General features: G+C 56.6%; 18 protein-coding genes. 14 read left to right on the forward strand and 4 right to left on the reverse strand.

The features are described from left to right. Window positions 1-16: 16 nt before the first annotated feature. Both ABIK48_06525 and ABIK48_06530 read left to right on the forward strand, forming a co-directional pair. A complete protein-coding gene (locus ABIK48_06525) occupies window positions 17-1435 on the forward strand; it encodes a T9SS type A sorting domain-containing protein (protein ID MEO0021811.1) in 1419 nt (472 codons plus the stop codon). Between the two features lie 6 nt (window positions 1436-1441). Beyond that, on the forward strand, window positions 1442-2092 hold the full coding sequence (locus ABIK48_06530) for a class I SAM-dependent methyltransferase (GenBank protein MEO0021812.1): 651 nt from the start codon (window positions 1442-1444) through the stop codon (window positions 2090-2092). Window positions 2093-2217: 125 nt separating this feature from the next. Here ABIK48_06530 and mltG read toward each other — a convergent pair whose 3' ends face one another. Both mltG and ruvX read right to left on the reverse strand, forming a co-directional pair. Beyond that, a complete protein-coding gene (gene mltG / locus ABIK48_06535) occupies window positions 2218-3180 on the reverse strand; it encodes an endolytic transglycosylase MltG (GenBank protein MEO0021813.1) in 963 nt (320 codons plus the stop codon). Beyond that, entirely contained in the window at window positions 3177-3632 is a 456-nt protein-coding gene (gene ruvX, locus ABIK48_06540) for a Holliday junction resolvase RuvX (protein MEO0021814.1), read from the reverse strand. The genes mltG and ruvX overlap by 4 nt, the downstream gene beginning before the upstream one ends. Before the next feature lie 94 nt (window positions 3633-3726). On the opposite strand from ruvX, the gene lysS reads away from it, so the two are divergent. The 9 genes from lysS to lnt all read left to right on the forward strand — a co-directional run bounded on the left by lysS (window position 3727) and on the right by lnt (window position 13365). Beyond that, window positions 3727-5202: a lysine--tRNA ligase gene (gene lysS / locus ABIK48_06545; protein ID MEO0021815.1), complete on the forward strand. Its 1476-nt coding sequence runs from the start codon at window positions 3727-3729 to the stop codon at window positions 5200-5202. Further along, on the forward strand, window positions 5199-6425 hold the full coding sequence (locus tag ABIK48_06550) for a lipoprotein-releasing ABC transporter permease subunit (protein MEO0021816.1): 1227 nt from the start codon (window positions 5199-5201) through the stop codon (window positions 6423-6425). Before lysS ends, ABIK48_06550 begins: the two co-directional genes overlap by 4 nt. Continuing rightward, entirely contained in the window at window positions 6418-7104 is a 687-nt protein-coding gene (locus tag ABIK48_06555) for an ABC transporter ATP-binding protein (GenBank protein MEO0021817.1), read from the forward strand. The genes ABIK48_06550 and ABIK48_06555 overlap by 8 nt, the downstream gene beginning before the upstream one ends. A gap of 23 nt (window positions 7105-7127) precedes the next feature. Then, on the forward strand, window positions 7128-7625 hold the full coding sequence (locus tag ABIK48_06560) for a UvrB/UvrC motif-containing protein (protein MEO0021818.1): 498 nt from the start codon (window positions 7128-7130) through the stop codon (window positions 7623-7625). After that, window positions 7622-8665, forward strand: a complete 1044-nt coding sequence (locus tag ABIK48_06565; protein ID MEO0021819.1) for a protein arginine kinase — start codon at window positions 7622-7624, stop codon at window positions 8663-8665. The genes ABIK48_06560 and ABIK48_06565 overlap by 4 nt, the downstream gene beginning before the upstream one ends. 2 nt (window positions 8666-8667) lie before the next feature. Then, window positions 8668-10059 (forward strand): L-seryl-tRNA(Sec) selenium transferase, encoded by a 1392-nt coding sequence (gene selA, locus ABIK48_06570; GenBank protein ID MEO0021820.1) that lies wholly within the window; start codon window positions 8668-8670, stop codon window positions 10057-10059. Between the two features lie 94 nt (window positions 10060-10153). Continuing rightward, on the forward strand, window positions 10154-10780 hold the full coding sequence (gene purN / locus ABIK48_06575; GenBank protein ID MEO0021821.1) for a phosphoribosylglycinamide formyltransferase: 627 nt from the start codon (window positions 10154-10156) through the stop codon (window positions 10778-10780). Then, on the forward strand, window positions 10777-11826 hold the full coding sequence (locus ABIK48_06580; protein MEO0021822.1) for a Gfo/Idh/MocA family oxidoreductase: 1050 nt from the start codon (window positions 10777-10779) through the stop codon (window positions 11824-11826). Before purN ends, ABIK48_06580 begins: the two co-directional genes overlap by 4 nt. A 24-nt stretch (window positions 11827-11850) precedes the next feature. After that, window positions 11851-13365: an apolipoprotein N-acyltransferase gene (gene lnt, locus ABIK48_06585; protein MEO0021823.1), complete on the forward strand. Its 1515-nt coding sequence runs from the start codon at window positions 11851-11853 to the stop codon at window positions 13363-13365. Here lnt and ABIK48_06590 read toward each other — a convergent pair. Both ABIK48_06590 and ABIK48_06595 read right to left on the reverse strand, forming a co-directional pair. Beyond that, complete coding sequence (locus ABIK48_06590; protein ID MEO0021824.1) at window positions 13316-14956, reverse strand: FlgD immunoglobulin-like domain containing protein; 1641 nt, start codon at window positions 14954-14956, stop codon at window positions 13316-13318. The genes lnt and ABIK48_06590 overlap by 50 nt on opposite strands. Further along, the gene (locus ABIK48_06595) at window positions 14953-16209 is read right to left on the reverse strand and encodes an ABC transporter substrate-binding protein (protein ID MEO0021825.1); all 1257 of its coding nucleotides are present in this window, start codon (window positions 16207-16209) and stop codon (window positions 14953-14955) included. The genes ABIK48_06590 and ABIK48_06595 overlap by 4 nt, the downstream gene beginning before the upstream one ends. A gap of 367 nt (window positions 16210-16576) precedes the next feature. Between ABIK48_06595 and trpS the strand changes: the two genes are divergently transcribed. The 3 genes from trpS to dxr are packed head-to-tail and all read left to right on the forward strand — an operon-like array spanning window position 16577 to window position 19423. Beyond that, window positions 16577-17584, forward strand: coding sequence for a tryptophan--tRNA ligase (gene trpS / locus ABIK48_06600; protein ID MEO0021826.1), 1008 nt, complete (start codon window positions 16577-16579; stop codon window positions 17582-17584). Window positions 17585-17588: 4 nt separating this feature from the next. After that, complete coding sequence (gene ispD, locus ABIK48_06605) at window positions 17589-18266, forward strand: 2-C-methyl-D-erythritol 4-phosphate cytidylyltransferase (protein MEO0021827.1); 678 nt, start codon at window positions 17589-17591, stop codon at window positions 18264-18266. Further along, window positions 18263-19423, forward strand: a complete 1161-nt coding sequence (dxr, locus tag ABIK48_06610) for a 1-deoxy-D-xylulose-5-phosphate reductoisomerase (GenBank protein ID MEO0021828.1) — start codon at window positions 18263-18265, stop codon at window positions 19421-19423. Before ispD ends, dxr begins: the two co-directional genes overlap by 4 nt. The last annotated feature ends 2 nt before the right edge of the window (window positions 19424-19425 follow it).

The following is a 19425-nucleotide window of genomic DNA, read 5'->3' on the forward strand; positions in this document are numbered from 1 at the left end:
CTCGGCGGTTTTAGTTATGCTGCTCGGATTTTTGCAGCCGCTGAGTGCGATACCGCGTTTCTTTCGTCTACTGAACGGTTTCTGGCCCAGTTCCATCGCAGTGCTTGGAGATTCCGGTTATCTCCTCTGGGGTGGAGTTTTAATCAATAACCCTCATGGCAGGACACCTGCTGCCCTGTATCGGCTCTCTCCCAGTGGTGACTCCCTGTGGCTCAAAACCTACAGCCCGGTTTTGCCTGGTGGGGTTTTTTCTGAAGATGTCTGTATTCTGCGGGATGGTAATTTTGCCGTTTCCTGCCTCTGGGTTTACAGTTGCCCGGAATCAACGGTTGGCAGAACAACACTGGCTAAGCTTGACTCGCTGGGTAATCTGCGCTGGATGAGGTTCTTCCCGGACACGGAATTCGTGTTTAATTCGATATCTCCTACCCGAGACTCGGGGGTTTTAGTTACAGTGAGGAGTATGAAGCATGAAAACGGAGAACTGTGGAAATTTGACCGGGATGGTAACATTACATGGGTAAAGATGGCTGCGTCCGGGAATGATACTTTTATTGGTTACGGTTATATCAGACAGGTATCATTCGGCGGTTACATATTAGCAGTGGCAGGCTGGGCTGGCAATGAGAAGCTGGCGGGCATGGCGCGGGCTGATGATGATGGCAATATCCTTTGGATACGCTTCTTTAAGGACGAAAGTCTGGATTTGCCGGTAATAAATGATATTTGTGAGACCTCGGACAGCTGTTTTATTGCCTGCGGGGGGACCAGCTGGACTCCCAAGGACGGTGTCTGGGTGTGGAAAATTGACCGCTGGGGTAATGAGCGGTGGCGGGTGGTTTACCTTCATCCGCCAGAAAAGGCGCCGAACTCGGTTGCTCCGACTAAAGATGGTGGTTGTGTTGCTGGCGGATCCTATATGTTGCGTCACAGACAGGGTCGGGATACATTATATATCTGGCTGATACGGTTCAGTGGTTCGGGTGAAGTTCTCTGGGAGCGTATCATCGGCGATGGCACCATTGAGTGGAGCTATATTTATCGCATCCGGTCGGCGCTTGATGGCGGGTTCGTTTTCTACGGCTGGTATGCAAATATGTCCTGTTTTGTCAAGACCGATTCTGCAGGTAATTTTTTCCCGAACATCTGGCTGGGAGAATCTCTGGAGCGCGCTGATAGCGGAGTGATTACCCAAGTTTTTCCCAACCCGGTGCAGGGCAGGGCGGCCATTTACTATCATGCTTGCAGTCCGGGAAAGCTCAGGTTAGAGGTCAGCGATGTGGCGGGCAGATTGGTGGATCAAACAGAATTCAATGTGGCTGCCGGTTCGGGTGTTTACTACTGGACACATAACAGATTGGCACCGGGGATATATTTTGTGAATATCACAACTCCGGACAGCGGTTCGTGCGTCAAAGTGCTGATTCTCAGATAACTAAAAATGCCAGACAGCCCCTTCAACGGCTATGCAGAAAGTTACGATACCTGGTATGATAAGCCGCCGGGCAGGGAGGCGTTTGCGGTTGAGCTGGCAGCGCTGCGGCGGGTGGTGGCGGAACTGCCCCACCCCTGGCTTGAGGTCGGAGTTGGCACGGGCAGGTTTGCGCAGGCGCTCGGCATTCCGCTCGGTGTTGACCCGTCCGCAGCGATGCTCAAACTGGCACAGGCGCGGGGGATCAGGACGGTTCGGGCGGTTGCCGAGAACCTGCCTTTCCCTGATGGTGAGTTCGGCACCGTTTTTCTCCTGACCACCTGGGAGTTTCTTTCTGAACCCGGGCGGGCGCTTCTGGAAATCCGGCGCGTGCTCAAGCCCGGCGGGATGCTGGTCAACGCCTATCTGGACCGTGGTGGTAAATGGGGAAGGTTGTATCTCCGCAAGGCAGAAGCCGGACATCCGCTCTTCAGCCGGGCACGGTTCTATGACTACGAGGAGGTTGTCCGGCTCACCCGGCAGGCTGGTTTTGAGGTTGTCCGCACCATCTCCGCCCTGTTTTCCGGACCGGGTGAGGATACAGCCGGCGATGAGCCAAGAGATGGGTTTCACCCCGGTGCCAGCTTTGTGGTTATCGTGGGCAGAAGGCAGACGGCTTAAATCCGGGCTAACCCGGGTACGAGCCCGGGGCATGCCCCCACCACAACATATTGTGTTTAACTTACTATAATATCTATATAAGGCACCATATCCTTACAAAACCAGGAATCGCTTGAGGAATCCGGCTATTTGGAGCGGACTTGGCGGAGTGCCGCCTCGTGCTCCTGCGGGGTGCGGGAGAATATGTGGGTGCCGTCGCCGCGGGCGACAAAGAAGAGGTAGTTGTGTTCTGCGGGATGCAGGACCGCGCGCAGCGCCTGTTTGCCTGGGTTGCAGATCGGTCCGGGCGGAAGTCCTGGGTGGAGATAGGTGTTGTAAGGGGAATCAATCTTCAGGTCCTCATTGGAGAGCCGTTCCTTGGGCTGGGGCAGGATGAACTGGACCGTGGCACAGGACTGGAGCGGGATGTGGCGCCGGAGCCGGTTGAGGAAGACACCGGCGATGACCGGAAACTCCTCCGGTACCCGCGCCTCCTTTTCCACGATTGATGCCAGTATCACCACCTGCGGTTCGCTGAGGGCGGTCCGGCTTTCCCGGCGGAGCGATTCATAGGTGGCGCGGAACTGGTGGACGAGCCGGCGGACGAGGTGACGGGGGTCAGAGCCGGTCTGGAATTCGTAGGTCTCGGGAAAGAGCCAGCCCTCAGCAGTGGCAAGGGGAATGTCAAGGGAGCGCAATAGCGCCGTGTCGGCGCAGGCGGTAAGGAAGGAGTCTGCCGGGCAGATGCCGTTTTCGGCGAGGATTTTCGCAATCTGGCGGGTGGTTGCTCCTTCCGGAATGGTGACGAAGAGGAATGCCGGGGTTTCGCGCGCAAGCATCTTGAGTACCAGTTTCGGATCGGAGTTGGGGATGAACCGGTAGCGGCCGGGCTGGATGCGCTGGTCATAGCGGTCAAGCCGGGCAATGAGCTGAAAGATCAGGGCGGAGCTGATGATGCCCTTTTCCTTGAGGGCGGTGGCAATTTCCAGAATTGACATGCCGGGTTTGATGACCACCTCCCGTTTCGGTCCGGTGTAGTCGGGGGGAGCCGGTTCGGAGCAGAAAAGGCAGAGGGAGAGCAGGGCGCAGAGCAGGAAACGGATTGTCATTCCCGGACTCCAGTTGCCTTGCGGCAGCTCCGGATCCAGTTGAGGTAGTCCTCAAGGATGATCGTGGCGGCGATGCGGTCGAGCGGTGATTCGGCACCAGGACGCTGCCGGAACGGAATGCCGTGGACTTCGGTGTAAATCTGCTGGGCATAGCGGGTGGAAAGGCGTTCGTCAAACAGTTCCACCGGCAGATGGAGCTGACGGGCAATACGGGAGGCGAGCAGGCGGATCTTTTCACTACGGCTGCTGGGTTTGCCGGAAAGGCTCAGCGGCAGACCGATCACAATCAGGTCAATCTCATACTGTTTCACCAGCCGGCTGACCGCAGATATGAGCTCCTCGTCGTTCTTGTGGGTGATGGTTGTGAGACTCTGGGCGATAGTGCGGGTTTCGTCTGAGATGGCAACACCGGTGCGCCTTTCACCGTAATCAAGGCAGAGGATCCGGGACATTGGATAAAAGTTTAGCCCAGAACCCGGTTTTTGTCCAGTGGTGAAAGGCAATGTTTTTTGACTTTGACACCGGTTCGGATATATTTAGCCCGATATGAACGAAGCAAAGCTACCGGATGATTTTGAACCGTCTTTACAGCAGCGGGAAATCCGGCTGCAGAAGCTGAATCAGCTGCGGGCAGGTGGTATTCTGCCCTATGCCTATCACTACCGGCGGACTCATCTGAGTCAGGAGGTGATCGGCAGTTTTGAGGAGCTGAACGGGAAAGAGGTGCGGGTTGCCGGCAGGGTGATGTCCTGGCGCCGGCACGGCAAGACCCGCTTTGCCCATATTCTGGATGGCGCGGGACGGCTCCAGCTTTATTTCCGGCAGGATGTGCTGGGAGCAGAGAATTACGAACAGCTGGAGCTGGTGGACATCGGTGATATCATCGGCGTGGCAGGGGAGGTTTTCCGGACGAAGACCGGTGAGGTTACTGTCAATGTCCGGGAGTGGACACTGCTGAGCAAGTCGCTTCTGCCCCTGCCGGAGAAGTTTCACGGACTGCGGGATGTGGAACAGCGCTACCGGCAGCGGTATGTGGATCTGATTGTCAATGCCGAATCCCGGCGGGTGTTTGAACTGCGTTCCCGGATCATCCGGCTGATCCGACAGTTTCTGGATGAGCGGGGTTTTGTTGAGGTGGAGACGCCGGTGCTTCAGCCGATTTATGGCGGTGCCGCTGCCCGGCCGTTTGTTACCTATTACAATGTGCTGGAGCAGGAGATGTTTCTCCGGATCTCGGATGAACTGTATCTCAAACGGCTGATCGTGGGCGGTCTGGAGCGGGTCTATGAGATCGGCAAGGACTTCCGGAATGAGGGGCTGGACCGGACCCACAACCCGGAATTTACCCAGCTGGAGCTGTATCAGGCGTATGCCGATTATCATGATATGATGGCGCTGGTCGAGGAGCTGTTCCGGTTTCTGGCGCAGAGCCTTTTCGGTAGCACTGAAATTGAATACTGCGGTCAGCGGGTGGATTTCGGCAAACCATGGCAGCGGGTGCGGTTTGTTGAGGCGCTCCGGGAGAGGCTCGGTGCCGACCCGTTGGAGCTGACCGATGAGCAGCTGCGGACGGCGGCGCAGACCGCCGGGATTGATGTCAAGCCTGGGACGACGCGGGCAAAGCTGCTGGACAAGCTGTTCAGCGAACTGATTCAGGACCGGCTGATCGAGCCGGCCTTTGTCCTTGACCATCCGAAGGAGACGACCCCGCTCGCCAAACCGCACCGGCAGGACCCGAGGCTGGTGGAACGGTTTGAGCCGGTGGTCTGCGGGATGGAGATCGGCAATGCCTTCAGCGAGCTCAACGATCCGCTGGAGCAGCGGGAGCGGTTTATTGAGGGGGTGAAGCGGAATGAGGAGTTTGCCACCGTGGATGATGACTACTGCACTGCACTGGAATACGGTCTGCCACCGACCGGTGGATTAGGGATTGGGATTGACCGGCTGGTGATGCTGTTTACCAATCAGGACTCAATCCGGGATGTGATTCTCTTTCCCCAGCTGAAGAAAGCCAGCGGATGATTTCCGGTTTTGAGTTTTTCGTCGCCCGGCGCTATCTCCGGGGCCGGAGCCGGCAGCTGCTTTCCGGTCCGAGTGCGATCGCAATGGGCGGTGTGTTTGTCGGGGTAGCGGCGATCATCATTGTCCTTTCAGTGGAAAATGGATTTCACAAGGAGCTCCGGGACCGGATTCTGGGTGCATCACCCCATATTACGGTTTCCCAGTTCGGTTACCAGCCGGTGGCCTATCAGGGTGAACAGGATTCACTCGTCCGCAAAATCCGGCAGGTGCCGGGTGTTGTTGAAGTGGCACCTTTCATCTATACGAAGATTCTGATCCGAGCCGGGTCGCTGGTGGAGGGCGGTGTGGTCAAGGGTGTAGAGCCGGAGCTGGAAAGGAAAATGACCCAGCTTGCGGGCAGTGTAATTGAGGGCGAATTTGCGCTGGATTCCGCCGGCGCGGTGATCGGCAGTGAGCTGGCGCGGAGTCTGGGCGTTTTTGTCGGCGATGAGATTGTGCTCTTTACGCCGGCGGCTGGCACCGCAACACCGGTCGGTTATCTGCCCCGGACGAAGACCTTCCGGGTGCGGGGGATTTTTGATGCCGGGATGTATGAATACAATGCCAGTTTTGTGTTTGTCGGTTTGCGGGATCTGCAGCAGTTTCTGGGAATGCGGGGGGTGGTGAGCGGATATGAAGTGCGGTGTTCTGAACCGCTGGATGCGAGCCGGGTTGCCAGAAGGGTTGCCAGTGTGCTGGGGGTACCGTTCCGGGCAACCGACTGGATCGCCCAGAACAAGAATCTGTTTACCGCATTGCGGCTGGAAAAGGTGGTGACATTCATTGTGCTGGTGCTGATTGTGCTCGTGGCAGCGTTCAACATCGTCGGGATGCTGACGATGATGGTCATGCGCAAGACCCGGGAGATCGGAATCCTGAAGACGATTGGTGCCCGCTCACCGAGCATCACCCGGATTTTCATGCTGGTCGGGCTGATGATCGGTATCCTGGGAACTGCGGGTGGTGCGATCTTCGGGTTTGTGGTATCCTGGCTTTTGAACCGTTACCGGTTTGTGAATCTGCCCGGAGATGTGTATTTCATCAAGAATCTGCCGGTACAGATGCAGTGGCAGGATTTTGCCATTGTCTGCACATCGGCGCTGGTAATTACCTTTGTAGCGACATTCTATCCGGCATACCGGGCGGCAAGACTGCAACCGGTGGAGGCGATCCGCTATGAATGAAAAAGGAGGCGCTGCGCCGGTGCTGATTGCCGAGGATATCTGGCGTAGTTTTCAGACCGGACCGGAACGGCTGGAGGTGCTCAAGGGGGTGAATCTGACCGTGGCGCCGGGTGAGCTGGTAGCGATTGTCGGACCATCGGGTTCAGGCAAGTCAACACTCCTGCATATTCTGGGCGGGCTGGACCGGCCGGACCGGGGGCGGGTGGTGCTTGATTCCTGCGATATTTTCCAGTATCCTGAAGATAGGTTGCCGGAGTTCAGAAGCAGGAAGGTTGGTTTTGTGTTTCAGTTTCATCATCTGCTGAACGAGTTTACCGTTATGGAAAATGTGGCGATACCGCTGCTCGTTGCCGGGGTTGAGAAAAAACGGGCGCTGGCACAGGCTGAGGCGGTGCTTGAGGAGGTCGGGTTTGTTACCCGGTGGCAGCACAAGCCGGCAGAACTTTCCGGTGGGGAACGGGCGCTGGTGGCGGTCGCCCGGGCGCTGGCAAATTCACCGGCAATCGTGTTTGCCGATGAGCCGACCGGCAACCTAGACAGCCGGTCAACCGAGATGCTCGTTGAACTTCTGGTCAGGCTGTGCCACAACGGCAGGACGATGCTGGTCGTGACTCATAATGAGCGGGTGGCAGGACGGGCAGACCGGAAACTGGAACTGAAGGACGGGAAGCTGGGTTAGCGATGGCTGAAGGAGGCAAGACGGTGAAGATCTGCGATCTTTGCGGTAAGCGGGAGGCGTCACTGAGCGTCCGGCAGCTGGACAAGGAGGGCCGGGCGACCGAGCTGGCAATCTGTGCGGAGTGTGCCAAGAAGCGGGGGTTTACCAGTGTGGAGGATTTGAAGAAGAACGCAGCCGAAATTCTGGCAGAGCTCAAGGCGAAGGTCGGGGAGCAGGATGAGACAAGGGTATGTCCACGCTGCAGGCTCAGTTATGCCGATTTCAAGAAATCGGGCCGGCTCGGCTGTGCAGAATGTTACCGGACTTTTGCCGAGCTGTTAGCGCCACTGGTGCGCCGTCTGCATGGCTCGGTGCAGCATGTGGGCAAGGGAAGACAGAGGGGGAGAAAACGGGCGCAGGAGCGGCTGGAGCTGGCGCGGCTGCGGGCGGAGCTGGAACAGGCGATTCAGGATGAGGATTATGAGCGGGCGGCGTTATTGCGTGACCGGCTGAAACGGGCAGAAGGAGAGGGTGCATCATGAATCTGGTGCCGGAAAAGGTCGGGGCATGGCTGAGTGATACCGGACCGGAGGGAGATGTGGTGATTTCAACCCGGGTCCGGTTTGCCCGGAATATCGAGGATGTACCTTTTCCTGGGAGGATGAAGTTCAGTGAGGCGGAGCTGGTGCTGGATACGGTGCACTGGGCACTTGAGGAAAGCGGATATCTAAAGGAGGGCAAGTTTTTTGAGCCGGGGATGCTGGGGCAGGATGATGGTCTTTATTTTGTAGAACGGCATCTGGCATCGCCCGATTTTATTGCCAGCAGAAGCCCGCGGGGGCTGTTTGTTTCCACTGATGAACGGCTGAGTGTAATGATTAACGAAGAGGACCATCTGCGGTTTCAGGCGCTGGCTGCGGGTCTGGATTTTGCCACTGCCTTCAAGCTGGCAGCTGATCTGGATGAAAGGCTGGAGACCCAGCTGGAATATGCATTTTCCGAGGAGTTCGGATTTCTGACCGCCTGCCCAACCAATCTGGGAACCGGGATGAGAGCCTCGGTATTTCTGCATCTCCCGGCACTGGTGCTGACGCGCGAAATTGAGAAGGTGCTGCGCGGGGCATATGCGGTCGGACTGCTGGTGCGCGGGATTTACGGCGAGGGCAGCGAGACCCGGGGTAATCTGTTTCAGATTTCCAATCAGCGGACCCTCGGGCAGTCAGAGGCGGAGATCATTGAGGTGCTGACTAGCGTCAGCCGGCAGATTATCGACTACGAGCGGAAGGCGCGCGAATATCTGATGCATAACCTGCGGGTGGAGATTGAGGACAAAGTATTCCGGTCGCTCGGGATTCTGCGCGGGGCACGCATCATCTCGTCGGATGAGGCAACTAATCTACTGGCGACCGTGCGGTTCGGGGTGATCCTGGGTATCATCAATGAGCTGAAGATGAGCGAGGTTTCCCAGCTGCTGGTGCTCATCCGGCCGGCAAATCTGCAGGTGATTATCGGCGAGAAGCTGACACCGGCAGAGCGGGATGAGCGCCGGGCAACATTTATCCGCCAGAAACTGGTGAGGTGAAGGTGCTGCTGGATAACGAGAAACAGGCGAGATTGCAGCAGCTGCCCGCAGTGGAAAGGCTATTTAATGATGAACGGGTCCGGCAGGCGGCGGGAACGCTTCATCCCCGGCTCATCAAGCGGATTATCCGGGATTATCTCCAGGAGGTGCGCAGCGAAATTATCAACGGCAGGGATACTCAATTCAGTTTTGAGGAACTGGAACTCCGGCTGCTTGTTGCCCGCAAACCGACCCTGACCCGGGCGATCAACGGGCTGGGAGTGGTCCTGCACACCGGGCTGGGAAGGGCACCGCTGCCCAAGGTGGCGCAGGCGGCACTGATTGATGTCAGTGAGCATTTCTCGGCACTGGAGATCAATCTGCTTGACGGCCGGCGCGGCAGCCGGTATCAGCATGTTGAGCCGCTGCTCTGCGAACTGACTGGTGCAGAGGCGGCACTGGTGGTGAATAACAACTGTGCAGCGACACTGCTCATTCTCTCCACGATTGCCAAAGGCAGGGAGGTGATTGTCTCCCGCGGGCAGCTGATTGAGATCGGGGGTTCGTTCCGGATTCCGGATGTGATGCTCCAGAGCGGCTGCCGGATGGTGGAGGTGGGAACGACTAACCGCACTCATCTCCGGGATTATGAAAATGCGATTACATCGGAGACCGGAGCGATCCTGAGGGTTCATACCTCAAATTACCGGATTATCGGTTTCACCAAGGAGGTCCCGCTGGAGGAGCTGGTGGCACTGGGCAGGAAGTACTCAATTCCGGTAATTGATGATCTGGGATCCGGAGCGCTGCTTGACCTTTCCAGGTACGGGCTGCCCAAGGAACCGGTAGTAAGCGAGTCAATCGCTGCCGGCGCGGATGTGGTCTGCTTTTCCGGAGACAAGCTGATCGGTGCCGGTCAGGCAGGGATCATTGTCGGGAAAAGGGAGCTGATTTCGAAGATGAAGAAACATCCGCTGACCCGGGCATTGCGCTGTGACAAGCTGACTTATGCGGTTCTGGAGCGGACGCTGGAGCTGTTTCTTGATGAGGAGCGGGTGATGCGTGAGCATCCGTTGTTCCAGATTTTACTCAAGTCGCCAGCCGAGATGCAGGAGCAGGCGCGACAGCTGCTTAACGCGGTGCAGAAACGGCTGGCAGGCCGGGCGCGGTTTGAGATCAAACCGACCCGGGCGGAGGTGGGCGGTGGTTCGCTGGCAACCGAAAGTCTGGAGTCAGTCGCAGTGGCGGTCCAGCCGGTTAATATCAGTGTGGATGAGCTGGCACGGCGGATGCGCCTGTTCCGGCCGCCGGTTTTCGGCCGGGTGGTGCAGGATGAATATCTGCTTGACTTCCGCACCATTCGCGCCGATGAGATTGCAATTATTGCTGAGGCATTGATTCAGGCACTGGCTTAATCGCGGTCAGCGGTTCGGCCGGCAGTTATGGCAGGGTGCCGGTTCCAAATTGAGTGCGGGTTGACAGCAGTTTATCGTTGAATACACTGATTAGGTGGCAATAAAAAAGAATATCGCAGTGCTGGCATCGGGCCGGGGGACCAATTTTGAGGCGCTCGCCCGTGCCTGTCAGCATCCGGATTTTCCTGCCGAACTGAAAATCCTGGTGGTAAATGTGCCGGACGCGCCGGTGCTCGCCCGGGCGGAAAACTACGGGATCAGCACGGCGGTGGTTGATCACCGGCAGTTCCGGAAGCGGCGAGATTTTGAAGCTGAGGTGATCAGGCTGCTTGAGCCTTACGGGATTGATCTGGTCTGTCTGGCAGGCTTCAACCGGATTCTTACCGGCTGTTTTCTTGAACGGTTTCCGATGCGGATCATGAACATCCATCCCTCACTGCTGCCGGCATTTGCCGGACTGCAGGGGCTGGAGGTGCACCGGGCAGTGATTGAATATGGAGTGAAGGTTACCGGCTGCACCGTCCATTTTGTCACTGGCGATCTGGATGCCGGTCCGATTATTGTCCAGCGGGCGATTCCGGTGCGGGATGAAGATACGCCGGAATCGCTGGCGGTACGGGTGCTGGTTGAGGAGCATCAGGCGTATCCCCTGGCGGTCCGGCTGTTCTGCGAAGACCGGCTTATTCTGGCTGGCAGGCGGGTGCTCGTTCGCGCTCAATGAACGGCCGGCTCCGGGTGGCACTGGCAGGCTGTGGTGTTCAGGCTCAGGTGGCGCTTCTCCCGGCACTGAAATCTCATCCGGCGGTTGACCTTGTGGCGCTGTGTGACTCTGATATCCGCAAGCTCCACACCCTCTGTGCCCGTTACAATGTCAAGCGGTATTACACCGATTTTGACCGGCTGAAGGATGAACCGGATATCAATGCCATTGTGATTGCGACCCCGAATTATCTTCACGCCCCGATGACCATTGCGGCGCTTGAAAGCGGGAAGGATGTGCTGTGCGAAATGCCGCTGGGAATGAATGCCGCTGAGGTCCGGGAGATGGTGACAACCGCCCGGCGGGAGCGGCGTCGTCTGATGCCCTGTCTGGTTACGAGATTGCGCATCGATGTCCAGACCGTCCGCGAATATGTGCTGCGCGGAGATCTGGGGCAGCTGTATTATGCGAAGACCGGGTGGCTCCGGGGCAGACGGCAGTGGTCACCGATGAGCTGGCAGCAGGAGTGGAATTTTGCGGGTGGAGGCGCATTTCTCAATCTGGGGAGCGCACTTCTGGATTCCGCCCTCTGGCTGGTGGCACCGGCAAAGCCGGTTTCCGTGATTGGTGTGGCAGGATCCCACCGCAAAAATCATCAGCGCGGACAGCAGGTTGTTGAGGATACCGCATTTGCCCTGCTGCGGTTTGATTCGGGATTGGTCATGACTCTGGAGGTGGGCTGGAGTCTGCTCCTGGAACGGGATTTTGTCTATTGTAATCTTTTCGGTACTCAGGGTGCAGCAGTGATAGACCCGCTGACAATAACCCGCGAGATCCATGGTCGGCTGGTCAATGTCACACCACCGGTGACGACTCGCGCCCCAGTGCGCCGGGCTTATGAGCTGCTGATTAAAAACTGGGTGGAGTCGTTACTCAACGATGTCCCGCCCGAAATGGCAGTCGGAGATGCGCTCCTCATAAATCAGATTGCTGATGCATTCTATCGGTCCAATGCGACTGGGGCCGAGGTGCGGCTGGAATCCGAGATCAGGGAGGGTTTGGATTGAGCGGTCAACCGTCTGTTCGGGCAGATGCCAGTCCGGGTTGCTAACTGGCGCCGTATCGTCCTGCTCTTTTTCGCCGGAGCGGGGCTGAGTCTGGCGTTTGCCCCTTTTCCGTTCCGGTTTCTTGCCTTTTTTGCCCTGGTGCCACTTTTCTGGGTGCTCGAGCGTTCCCGCCGGTCCTTTTTCTGGGGATGGCTTTTCGGTTTTTTTGCCGCAATGTTCCATCTGTGGTGGCTGTGGTTTCTTGTCGTGCCGGTAGAGCCGGTGACCCGGTTTCTGCTGAACATCGGTGTGGTTCTGCTTTTCGGCTATCTCGGGCTTTACTGGGGTGTAGTGGCAGTTGGGGTGCGGTGGTTCGGGCTCTGGAGTGCACCGTTCGTGGTGGTGTTGCTGGAGTTTCTGAAAACCAGAGGGCAGATCGGATTTCCCTGGGATTTTCTGGGTTACACAATGACCCCCTGGCCTGTTTTCATTCAGATCGTCTCGGTGGGCGGGGTGTATCTGCTTTCGCTCTGGGTGGTGCTGGTGAATCTGCTGATTTACGGACTGCTTTTCCGTCCCCGGCGGTGGCAATATCTTGCCGGGCTGGTGGCAGTTTTTCTTGTTGTGGCCGGTTTCGGGCTGGTCCGGATGCGCCCCTGCCGCCACTGGTTTAATGTGGCAGTTGTTCAGCCGAATGTGTCACCGTTCGACAAGGGGGATCTGAATTCACGGCAGAGAATTCAGGAGGATCTTTTCCGGCTGAGCCGGCAGGCAGCAGAAGGGAAGCCGGCACTGTTAATTTTCCCGGAGACGGCAACGCTGGTAGACATCACCCATTCCACTGAGATGGGTCCGATGCTGCAGCGGCTGGTAGACTCCCTCGATCTGGAGATTTTTACCGGCACACCGGTCTACGATGACAGTCACCGTTCCTGGCACAACGGGGCGGTGCTGGTCCAGCCCCGGCAGCCGATTACTCAGCGGTATTACAAACTCCGGCTGGTACCGTTTTCTGAAAAGATTCCCTACAGCGATGAACTGCCGGTGATCCGGAAGCTGATTGGCACCGCAGATATGGGCAACTGGGATCGGGGCTGGGAATACACGGTCTTCCAATCCCGGGTCGGTTTGCTGTCCGGGCTGATCTGTTATGAGGCGATCTTTCCGGACCTCGCACGGGAGTTTGTGCACCGGGGGGCAAGGCTGCTTGTGGTGGTAACAAACGATGGCTGGTTTGGCAGGCTGCCCGGTGCCTATCAGCACGCTGAGCTGGCGGTAATGCGCACGGCCGAGAATGGAGTGCCGATGGTGCGCTCAGCAAATAACGGCATTTCGTTCATTGTTGATCCGTATGGCCGGGTGCTGAAGCAGACCCGGCTGTTTGAGCAGACGGTGATTTCCGGCAGTGTGCCGCAGCCGCTCGGCCCGACCGTTTACCGGATTCTTGGGGACCGGGTGGTGCTTTTTTATTTGTTGACGCTGATCGCGGGTATTTTCGTCCGGCGCCGGTTCAGCGCAGATTTACGCCTAAGGCGACGGGCCGGGTACAGGTTTCGTTAGTGCCGTTGCTGGTGGCAGCGCGGATATTCAGCAGATAGATTCCGGCGGGCAGAGGACGGAGCCGGTCATCAGTGCCGTCCCATTTGAGATCATAATAACCGCCGGGCGCATCTCTTAACAACTGGCGCACCCGCCGGCCTCGGAGGTCGTAAATTTCCACAGTCAGCCGGTAACCAGTGCGCGGTGAGTTAAACTGCAGGGTCAGATACTGACCGTTTTCAGGCACAAACGGATTGGGGAAGATGGTGTCGATAGTCAGTTTTTCTGCCGGTTCAAAGGCAGCGGTCGTATCGATGATGTCGGCGGCAAACCGGGGAAGCAGCTGATAACCGGTATTATAGGGTTCTTCGGAGTCATACTGGCCCACAATGCCGGTAATCCGCAGACGTCTGCCGGTGGTGAGCCAGTTTACCGGAATCCCGGTGTTATCGCCGATCCGGATTGCGATTGCCGGGGTTCCGTTCTTGATCGTCAGGTTCCAGCCGGAGCCGGAGCGCACTGGTGCCGCAACGACATCCCCGACTACCGTCAGCAAATTGCTTTCCATCGCTTCCGTGAGCGGGGTATTAAAGGGAAGGATGCGGGGCTGGACAGGCTGAGGCATACTATCAGTGACCCAGATTGCGCCATCGGCGATTTCTGTGAGCCCGTTGTACTCAGTGACTCTGCCGATGATGGCAAGTTCAGTGCCCAGCGAATCAAGGTAGCGGGACTGTTCAGCGGCAGTAGCGCAGTGGTAGATGTTGATGCCACGGGTCTGGTCCTGAACGTAAAGGCTGGTGTTAGTGCCGGTGGTAAATACCCGTGCCGGACCGGTGATCCGGCCTTGAACCCGGACCCACTGATTGAGGAGCTGGGGGGTGACGCCATCCGGACCGGGCGACTGGACCTGAGCAATGGTAAAAAGAGGAACACTTTCTGCCGAGCGGGAGAAGTCGGTGCGGAACCGGGGCAGCAGCTGATAGCCGGTGAGCGGCTGGGTGGTATCACCGGTATACTGACTCTTGATGGCGATGAGGGTGAAGGTGTCCGGATAGCATATGAAGCCGGGCAGAGGGGTTTCAGCATCGATCCAGACCTGAGTGGTGCCTGTTGAGTCCTCCAGGATGTAATTGGTGCTGGCTTGGAGGAAAAGGCTGCTGATGCGGACACCGGGGATCTTCACTAGTTCACCTTCATAAAGTTCGCGGTTGATTTCGCGGCAGGTGAGGAGTCTCGGTTCAGGCAGGGGGCGGTTTTTTGCCAGAACGGTGATTGTGGCGTTGGTGAGCTCGGTTTTGCCCCGGTACCAGTCGATCCGTCCGTTTACGAGCACGCTGTCTCCGAGATCGGCATTCTGGAATGTGAAGCTGAAGACATTGATGCCGGCACTGGTGTCCTGAATATAGATGTCCGTGTAACGGGTGTCAAAAAGTGAGTCGGGGGCGGTGACAATACCGGTGAGAGTGGCTACCTGTCCACGGCGGTCGGGCTTGCCGTCGCCGTCCACATCCTCAATTGCCCAGCGAATTGGTACCGGCTGGGCGTAAAGGGTGAGGGTAATCAGAACAGCGCCAGTAAACGTTAATCTGACGATTTGATGGCGGGTCATTTTCTGTTTGCCCCGGTGATCTGCCGGGCAGCTTCGTCAAGTACTGTCTGGGCATCGGTTCCGGTGCGGATGATTTTCTCCAAGGCGTCACCGAGAATCCTTCTGCCGGCAAACCAGATTTCAGTTTTCGGTTCAAATGCGAGGTAGTCCAGCTGTTTCAGGGCAAGTTCCAGTCCGGGAAGTTCAGCCATTAATTTCCGATATTCGGGGTGCGCAAGCGCACTGCGTCGCACCGGTACATAGCCAGTCCGGACTGCCCATTTTGCCTGCTGCTCCGGCTCGACAAACCATTTGACAAACCTCCAGGCGGCGGCGAGCTGTTCTAGGGTTCCGGTGCGGAAGATGCCGATGTTGGTGCCATAGCCGATTACTGCGGGTCGGCCTTCAATAGGCAGAGGCGCAATACCAAGCCGGAAGGTCAGGTTCGGTTTGAGAAAGGCGTAGGAGACCGAGGTGGACTGAATGCAGGCGATCCTGCCAGCAAGAAAGTCGTTCTGGGGTTCGTAGCCGGCACCGTAGTAGACACTGGAGTCTTCGTTGACCAGTGCAGCCAGAAACCGGGCAGCATACACCCCGGCCCGGGAGTTAAATTCAGGCATGCCGGTGCTTTCATTGAGAAACCTGCCACCCTGCTGGAGGAGTAGAGTGCCGAAAACTCCTTCGTTGACAATGCCGGCACTACCGTATCTCCCGGTCTCACGGCTGGTCAGGTGTCTGAGCATGGTCCGGAGTTCAGTCCAGGTTTGGGGAAACTGCTCATAGCCGGCCTGTTTGAGCTGCTCAATGTTGTAGAAAAAGACCGGGATTGATTTGTTGAAGGGCAGGGTCACCAGCCGGTCGTTCCAGGTGTTGTTCTCTATGAATGCAGGGAAGAAATCGGCGAGCTCCTCTGGTGTCAGACCGTCAGCGGTATGGATGAGTGAATCCGCGGGCACCAGTTTGTTCAGTGCATAGAACTGGCTCGTCCAGGATTCATACATCTGAGCCAGATTGGGAGGGGCGTTGACCTGAACAGCACCCATCAGCTTCTGGGAAAGGCTGGAGTAGTTTGCCATTGATACCGGTTGAATGTCAATTTCCGGATGCTGAGTTTCGAATTCCTGAATCATTGCCTCCAGTGCATCTCCGAGCGGTCCGCCCATCGCATGCCAGAAGGTTACAATGATTTTTCTGCCCGCGGCCGGCTGCTTCTGGCGGTCACCACAGCCGGTTATGAAAATAAAAGCAAGTATGAGCAGGAGGTAGCGGTCCATCAGCACAATTTTATTTGCCTGAATGTATCAGTCAAATCATACCGGATGAACGCACACGAGACAGGCAGGAATTTTTTCCTGAGGCTGGGCTTACCGGAGTGCTGCCGGAGCGGTCAAGCGGTCTTGTTATGGCAGAGAACGGCATATGACCGTAAATGTCTTCTCTCTCGGGTACATTATTTCAAGTAATTGAGATTAGAAGTCTTAAGCATACCGGTACCGGTTAAATTGACACGTTAAAAAGCCCTGCAGGCAGGCTCTAATTTTATGACGGGGAAAACTGTCAGGTGGGAGAAATTCTGCGATTAAGGCATATTGTGTTCTCTTAATTCTTGACCCTGTTTCTGTTCTCCGTATAATCGGATAAATGGAAAGAAAACGTATTCTCACTGGTGACCGTCCCACCGGTCCATTGCATCTGGGGCATTATGTCGGCTCAGTTGCTAACCGGGTGCAGCTTCAGGATCAGTATGATACCTTCATTATCATTGCCGATATTCAGGCACTGACCACCAATTTTGATCAGCCGGAGCGGTTGCGTCAGGATGTGCTGAATGTAGCAATGGACAATATCGCCTGCGGCGTTGATCCCGAGAAGGCGACTATTTTTGTTCAGTCCATGGTACCGGCAATTGCCGAACTGACTGTTATTTTTGCCAACCTGGTTACCGTGCAGCAGCTTTTACATAATCCGACAATCAAGACCGAGGCACGGCAGTATAATTTTGAGGAATCCATGCCCTACGGGTTTCTGGGGTATCCGGTAAGTCAGGCGGCAGATATTCTGTTCTGCCGGGCGCACCTGGTGCCGGTTGGAGAGGATCAGGCACCGCATATTGAGCTGACCAGAAAGATTGCGCGCAAGTTCAATGCAATTTATGCGCCGGTATTTCCTGAGCCGGAGCAGATTCTCAATCCCCGGCTGATCGGACTGGATGGCAATGCGAAGATGTCCAAAAGTCTGGGCAACGCAATTTATCTTTCGGATACCCCGGCTGAGGTGAAGCGGAAGGTGGGAACGGCGGTGACCGATCCGGCACGGATTCACCCGACCGATCCGGGTCATCCGGAGGTGTGTGTTGTCTATGCCTATCATCAGACATTTAATCGAGATGAGGTGTCTGAGATTGAAGCACGATGCCGGGCAGGAAAGATCGGCTGTGTCCCGTGTAAAGGGCGTTTGACCGAGGTGCTGATCCGGTTTCTGGAGCCGATCCGGGAGCGCCGGGCAGAACTGGAGAAAAATCCGGATCTGGTCTGGGACATCCTGCAGAACGGAACCGCTCGTGCCCGGGCTGAAGGTGAGAGGACAATGGCGTTAGTCCGGGAGGCGGTGAAGATTAACTTTTTTCCGATGTCGGGAAAAGACAGATAACAAGGTGGTCAAGAGCGGAGAGTCCGGCTACGGAATTATTTTAGCCTCAGGCCGGGGCAGGAGATTCGGCGGGTTGAAACAGTTCGCAATGCTCCGGGGACAGCCGCTCATTTATTACAGTCTGCAGACGTTTGAGCGCTGTCCGGCAATCCGAGGGTATGTCGTAGTTACCAATCCAAGTAAAATCAGGCAGGTACGGAAAATGGTAGCGGTGCTGCGGTTAAGAAAAGTAATTGATGTGGTTTGTGGGGGGAGAGAGCGGATGGACTCGGTGATGCTGGGATTGGCAGTGCTGCCGGGGGATGGATATGTAGCGGTTCATGATGCGGCACGGCCGTTGATTACCGTTCCAATGCTGACGCTGGGGTTGAAAGCGGTGCGCAAAACCGGTGCGGTTGCCTTTGGTGTGCCAGTAACTGACACGATTAAAGAGGTGATAGAAGACAGGATTGTGCGCACCGTTGACCGCTCCGGTCTGGTGGCAATTCAGACACCTCAGTTCTTTGATCTGGGGATTTTGCGCCGGGGATATGCGAAAGGCAGCAATCAGGGAATGCTGATAACCGATGACTGTCAGGCGGTGGAACTGCTGGGACTTTCTCCTGCTGTGATCATCAACACCAGGCCGAATCTGAAGGTGACCTATCCTGAGGACCTGCGACTGTGTGAAGCACTGTTATGAGGAGAACAAAAATTGCAGTTTTCGGTTCCACCGGTTCGGTGGGGAAATCAGCGCTGGCAGTAATTGAACACCTTTCGGACCGGTTTCAACTGGCAGCGATTGCTGCCCATCAGGCAGTGTCGGAAATCTGCTTTCAGGCGGAGCGGTATCAGCCCGGTTTTGTGCTTCTCAGTGATGTGCAGGCGGCCGAACGGGTAAAATCAAGGTTGGGGAGGCGTTTCCGCGTGCTGGGTGGCATGCGGGCGCTGGAGCAGTTTGCGGGCAGTGATGAGATCGATACGCTGGTGATGGCAATGTCCGGGACCGGAGGGCTCGGCGCGGTGCTGGCAGCTTTGCGTCAGGGTAAAAAGGTGGCTCTGGCAAGCAAGGAGTTACTCGTTGTTTACGGTGAACCGTTGATGAGATTTTCCCGGCGTTATCACGGCACAGTACTGCCGGTTGACTCCGAACTGGCTGGCATTCATCAGTGTCTTGAGGGACGAGATGTTTCTGAGGTCCGCCGCGTCATTCTCACCGCTTCGGGCGGGCCGTTCCGCCGGACCGGACCGCCGGCAGATGCCCGGGTGCGGCAGGTGCTGCGTCACCCGGTTTGGAAAATGGGTAAGAAAATTACCGTTGATTCGGCGACACTGATGAACAAAGGGCTGGAGGTGATCGAGACTGTCCGGCTTTTCGGGTTCAGTCCGGACCAGGTGACAGCGGTGATTCATCCGGAATCAGTAGTGCATGCACTGGTTGAATTCCGGGACGGTTCGTTTCTGGCTCAGCTGTCAGTGCCGGATATGCGACTGCCAATTCAATACTGCCTGACCTGGCCGGAACGGCAGAATTCGCTTGTCCAGTTTCTGGATATCGAACAGGGGATGAAACTGCACTTTCTGCCGGTTGATCAGGCGCGATTTCCCTGCGTTCAGCTGGCATACCGGGCACTGGCTGCCGGCAGCAGCGGAACCTGTGCGCTTAATGCTGCTAATGATGTTGCGGTAGAAGCGTTTCTTCAGGGGCAGATTGCCTTCGGGGAAATCCCGGGTATAATCAGAAAGACATTAGCGCAGTTTACTGGCGAGAAAAAAAGAAAGAGGTTTTCTATTTCCCTCCTGCAGCAGCTGGAACGGCGGGCAGGAGAGTTCGCCCGCAAACTGATCGGAATTAACTGAAA

The organism is candidate division WOR-3 bacterium (assembly GCA_039801085.1).
Taxonomy (GTDB): Bacteria; Hydrothermota; Tepidihabitantia; order Tepidihabitantales; family Tepidihabitantaceae; genus JAOABP01.

What these genes read in the sequence shown, in the direction of transcription:
- ABIK48_06595 (MEO0021825.1), bottom strand. Translation starts at nt 16,209, where the DNA reads ATGGACCGCTACCTCCTGCTCATACTTGCTTTTATTTTCATAACCGGC.
- ABIK48_06565 (MEO0021819.1), top strand. Translation starts at nt 7,622, where the DNA reads ATGAATCTGGTGCCGGAAAAGGTCGGGGCATGGCTGAGTGATACCGGA.
- mltG (MEO0021813.1), bottom strand. Translation starts at nt 3,180, where the DNA reads ATGACAATCCGTTTCCTGCTCTGCGCCCTGCTCTCCCTCTGCCTTTTC.
- trpS (MEO0021826.1), top strand. Translation starts at nt 16,577, where the DNA reads ATGGAAAGAAAACGTATTCTCACTGGTGACCGTCCCACCGGTCCATTG.
- lysS (MEO0021815.1), top strand. Translation starts at nt 3,727, where the DNA reads ATGAACGAAGCAAAGCTACCGGATGATTTTGAACCGTCTTTACAGCAG.
- ruvX (MEO0021814.1), bottom strand. Translation starts at nt 3,632, where the DNA reads ATGTCCCGGATCCTCTGCCTTGATTACGGTGAAAGGCGCACCGGTGTT.
- ABIK48_06555 (MEO0021817.1), top strand. Translation starts at nt 6,418, where the DNA reads ATGAATGAAAAAGGAGGCGCTGCGCCGGTGCTGATTGCCGAGGATATC.
- ABIK48_06590 (MEO0021824.1), bottom strand. Translation starts at nt 14,956, where the DNA reads ATGACCCGCCATCAAATCGTCAGATTAACGTTTACTGGCGCTGTTCTG.
- ABIK48_06550 (MEO0021816.1), top strand. Translation starts at nt 5,199, where the DNA reads ATGATTTCCGGTTTTGAGTTTTTCGTCGCCCGGCGCTATCTCCGGGGC.
- dxr (MEO0021828.1), top strand. Translation starts at nt 18,263, where the DNA reads ATGAGGAGAACAAAAATTGCAGTTTTCGGTTCCACCGGTTCGGTGGGG.
- ABIK48_06530 (MEO0021812.1), top strand. Translation starts at nt 1,442, where the DNA reads ATGCCAGACAGCCCCTTCAACGGCTATGCAGAAAGTTACGATACCTGG.
- ABIK48_06580 (MEO0021822.1), top strand. Translation starts at nt 10,777, where the DNA reads ATGAACGGCCGGCTCCGGGTGGCACTGGCAGGCTGTGGTGTTCAGGCT.
- lnt (MEO0021823.1), top strand. Translation starts at nt 11,851, where the DNA reads ATGCCAGTCCGGGTTGCTAACTGGCGCCGTATCGTCCTGCTCTTTTTC.
- ABIK48_06525 (MEO0021811.1), top strand. Translation starts at nt 17, where the DNA reads ATGCTGCTCGGATTTTTGCAGCCGCTGAGTGCGATACCGCGTTTCTTT.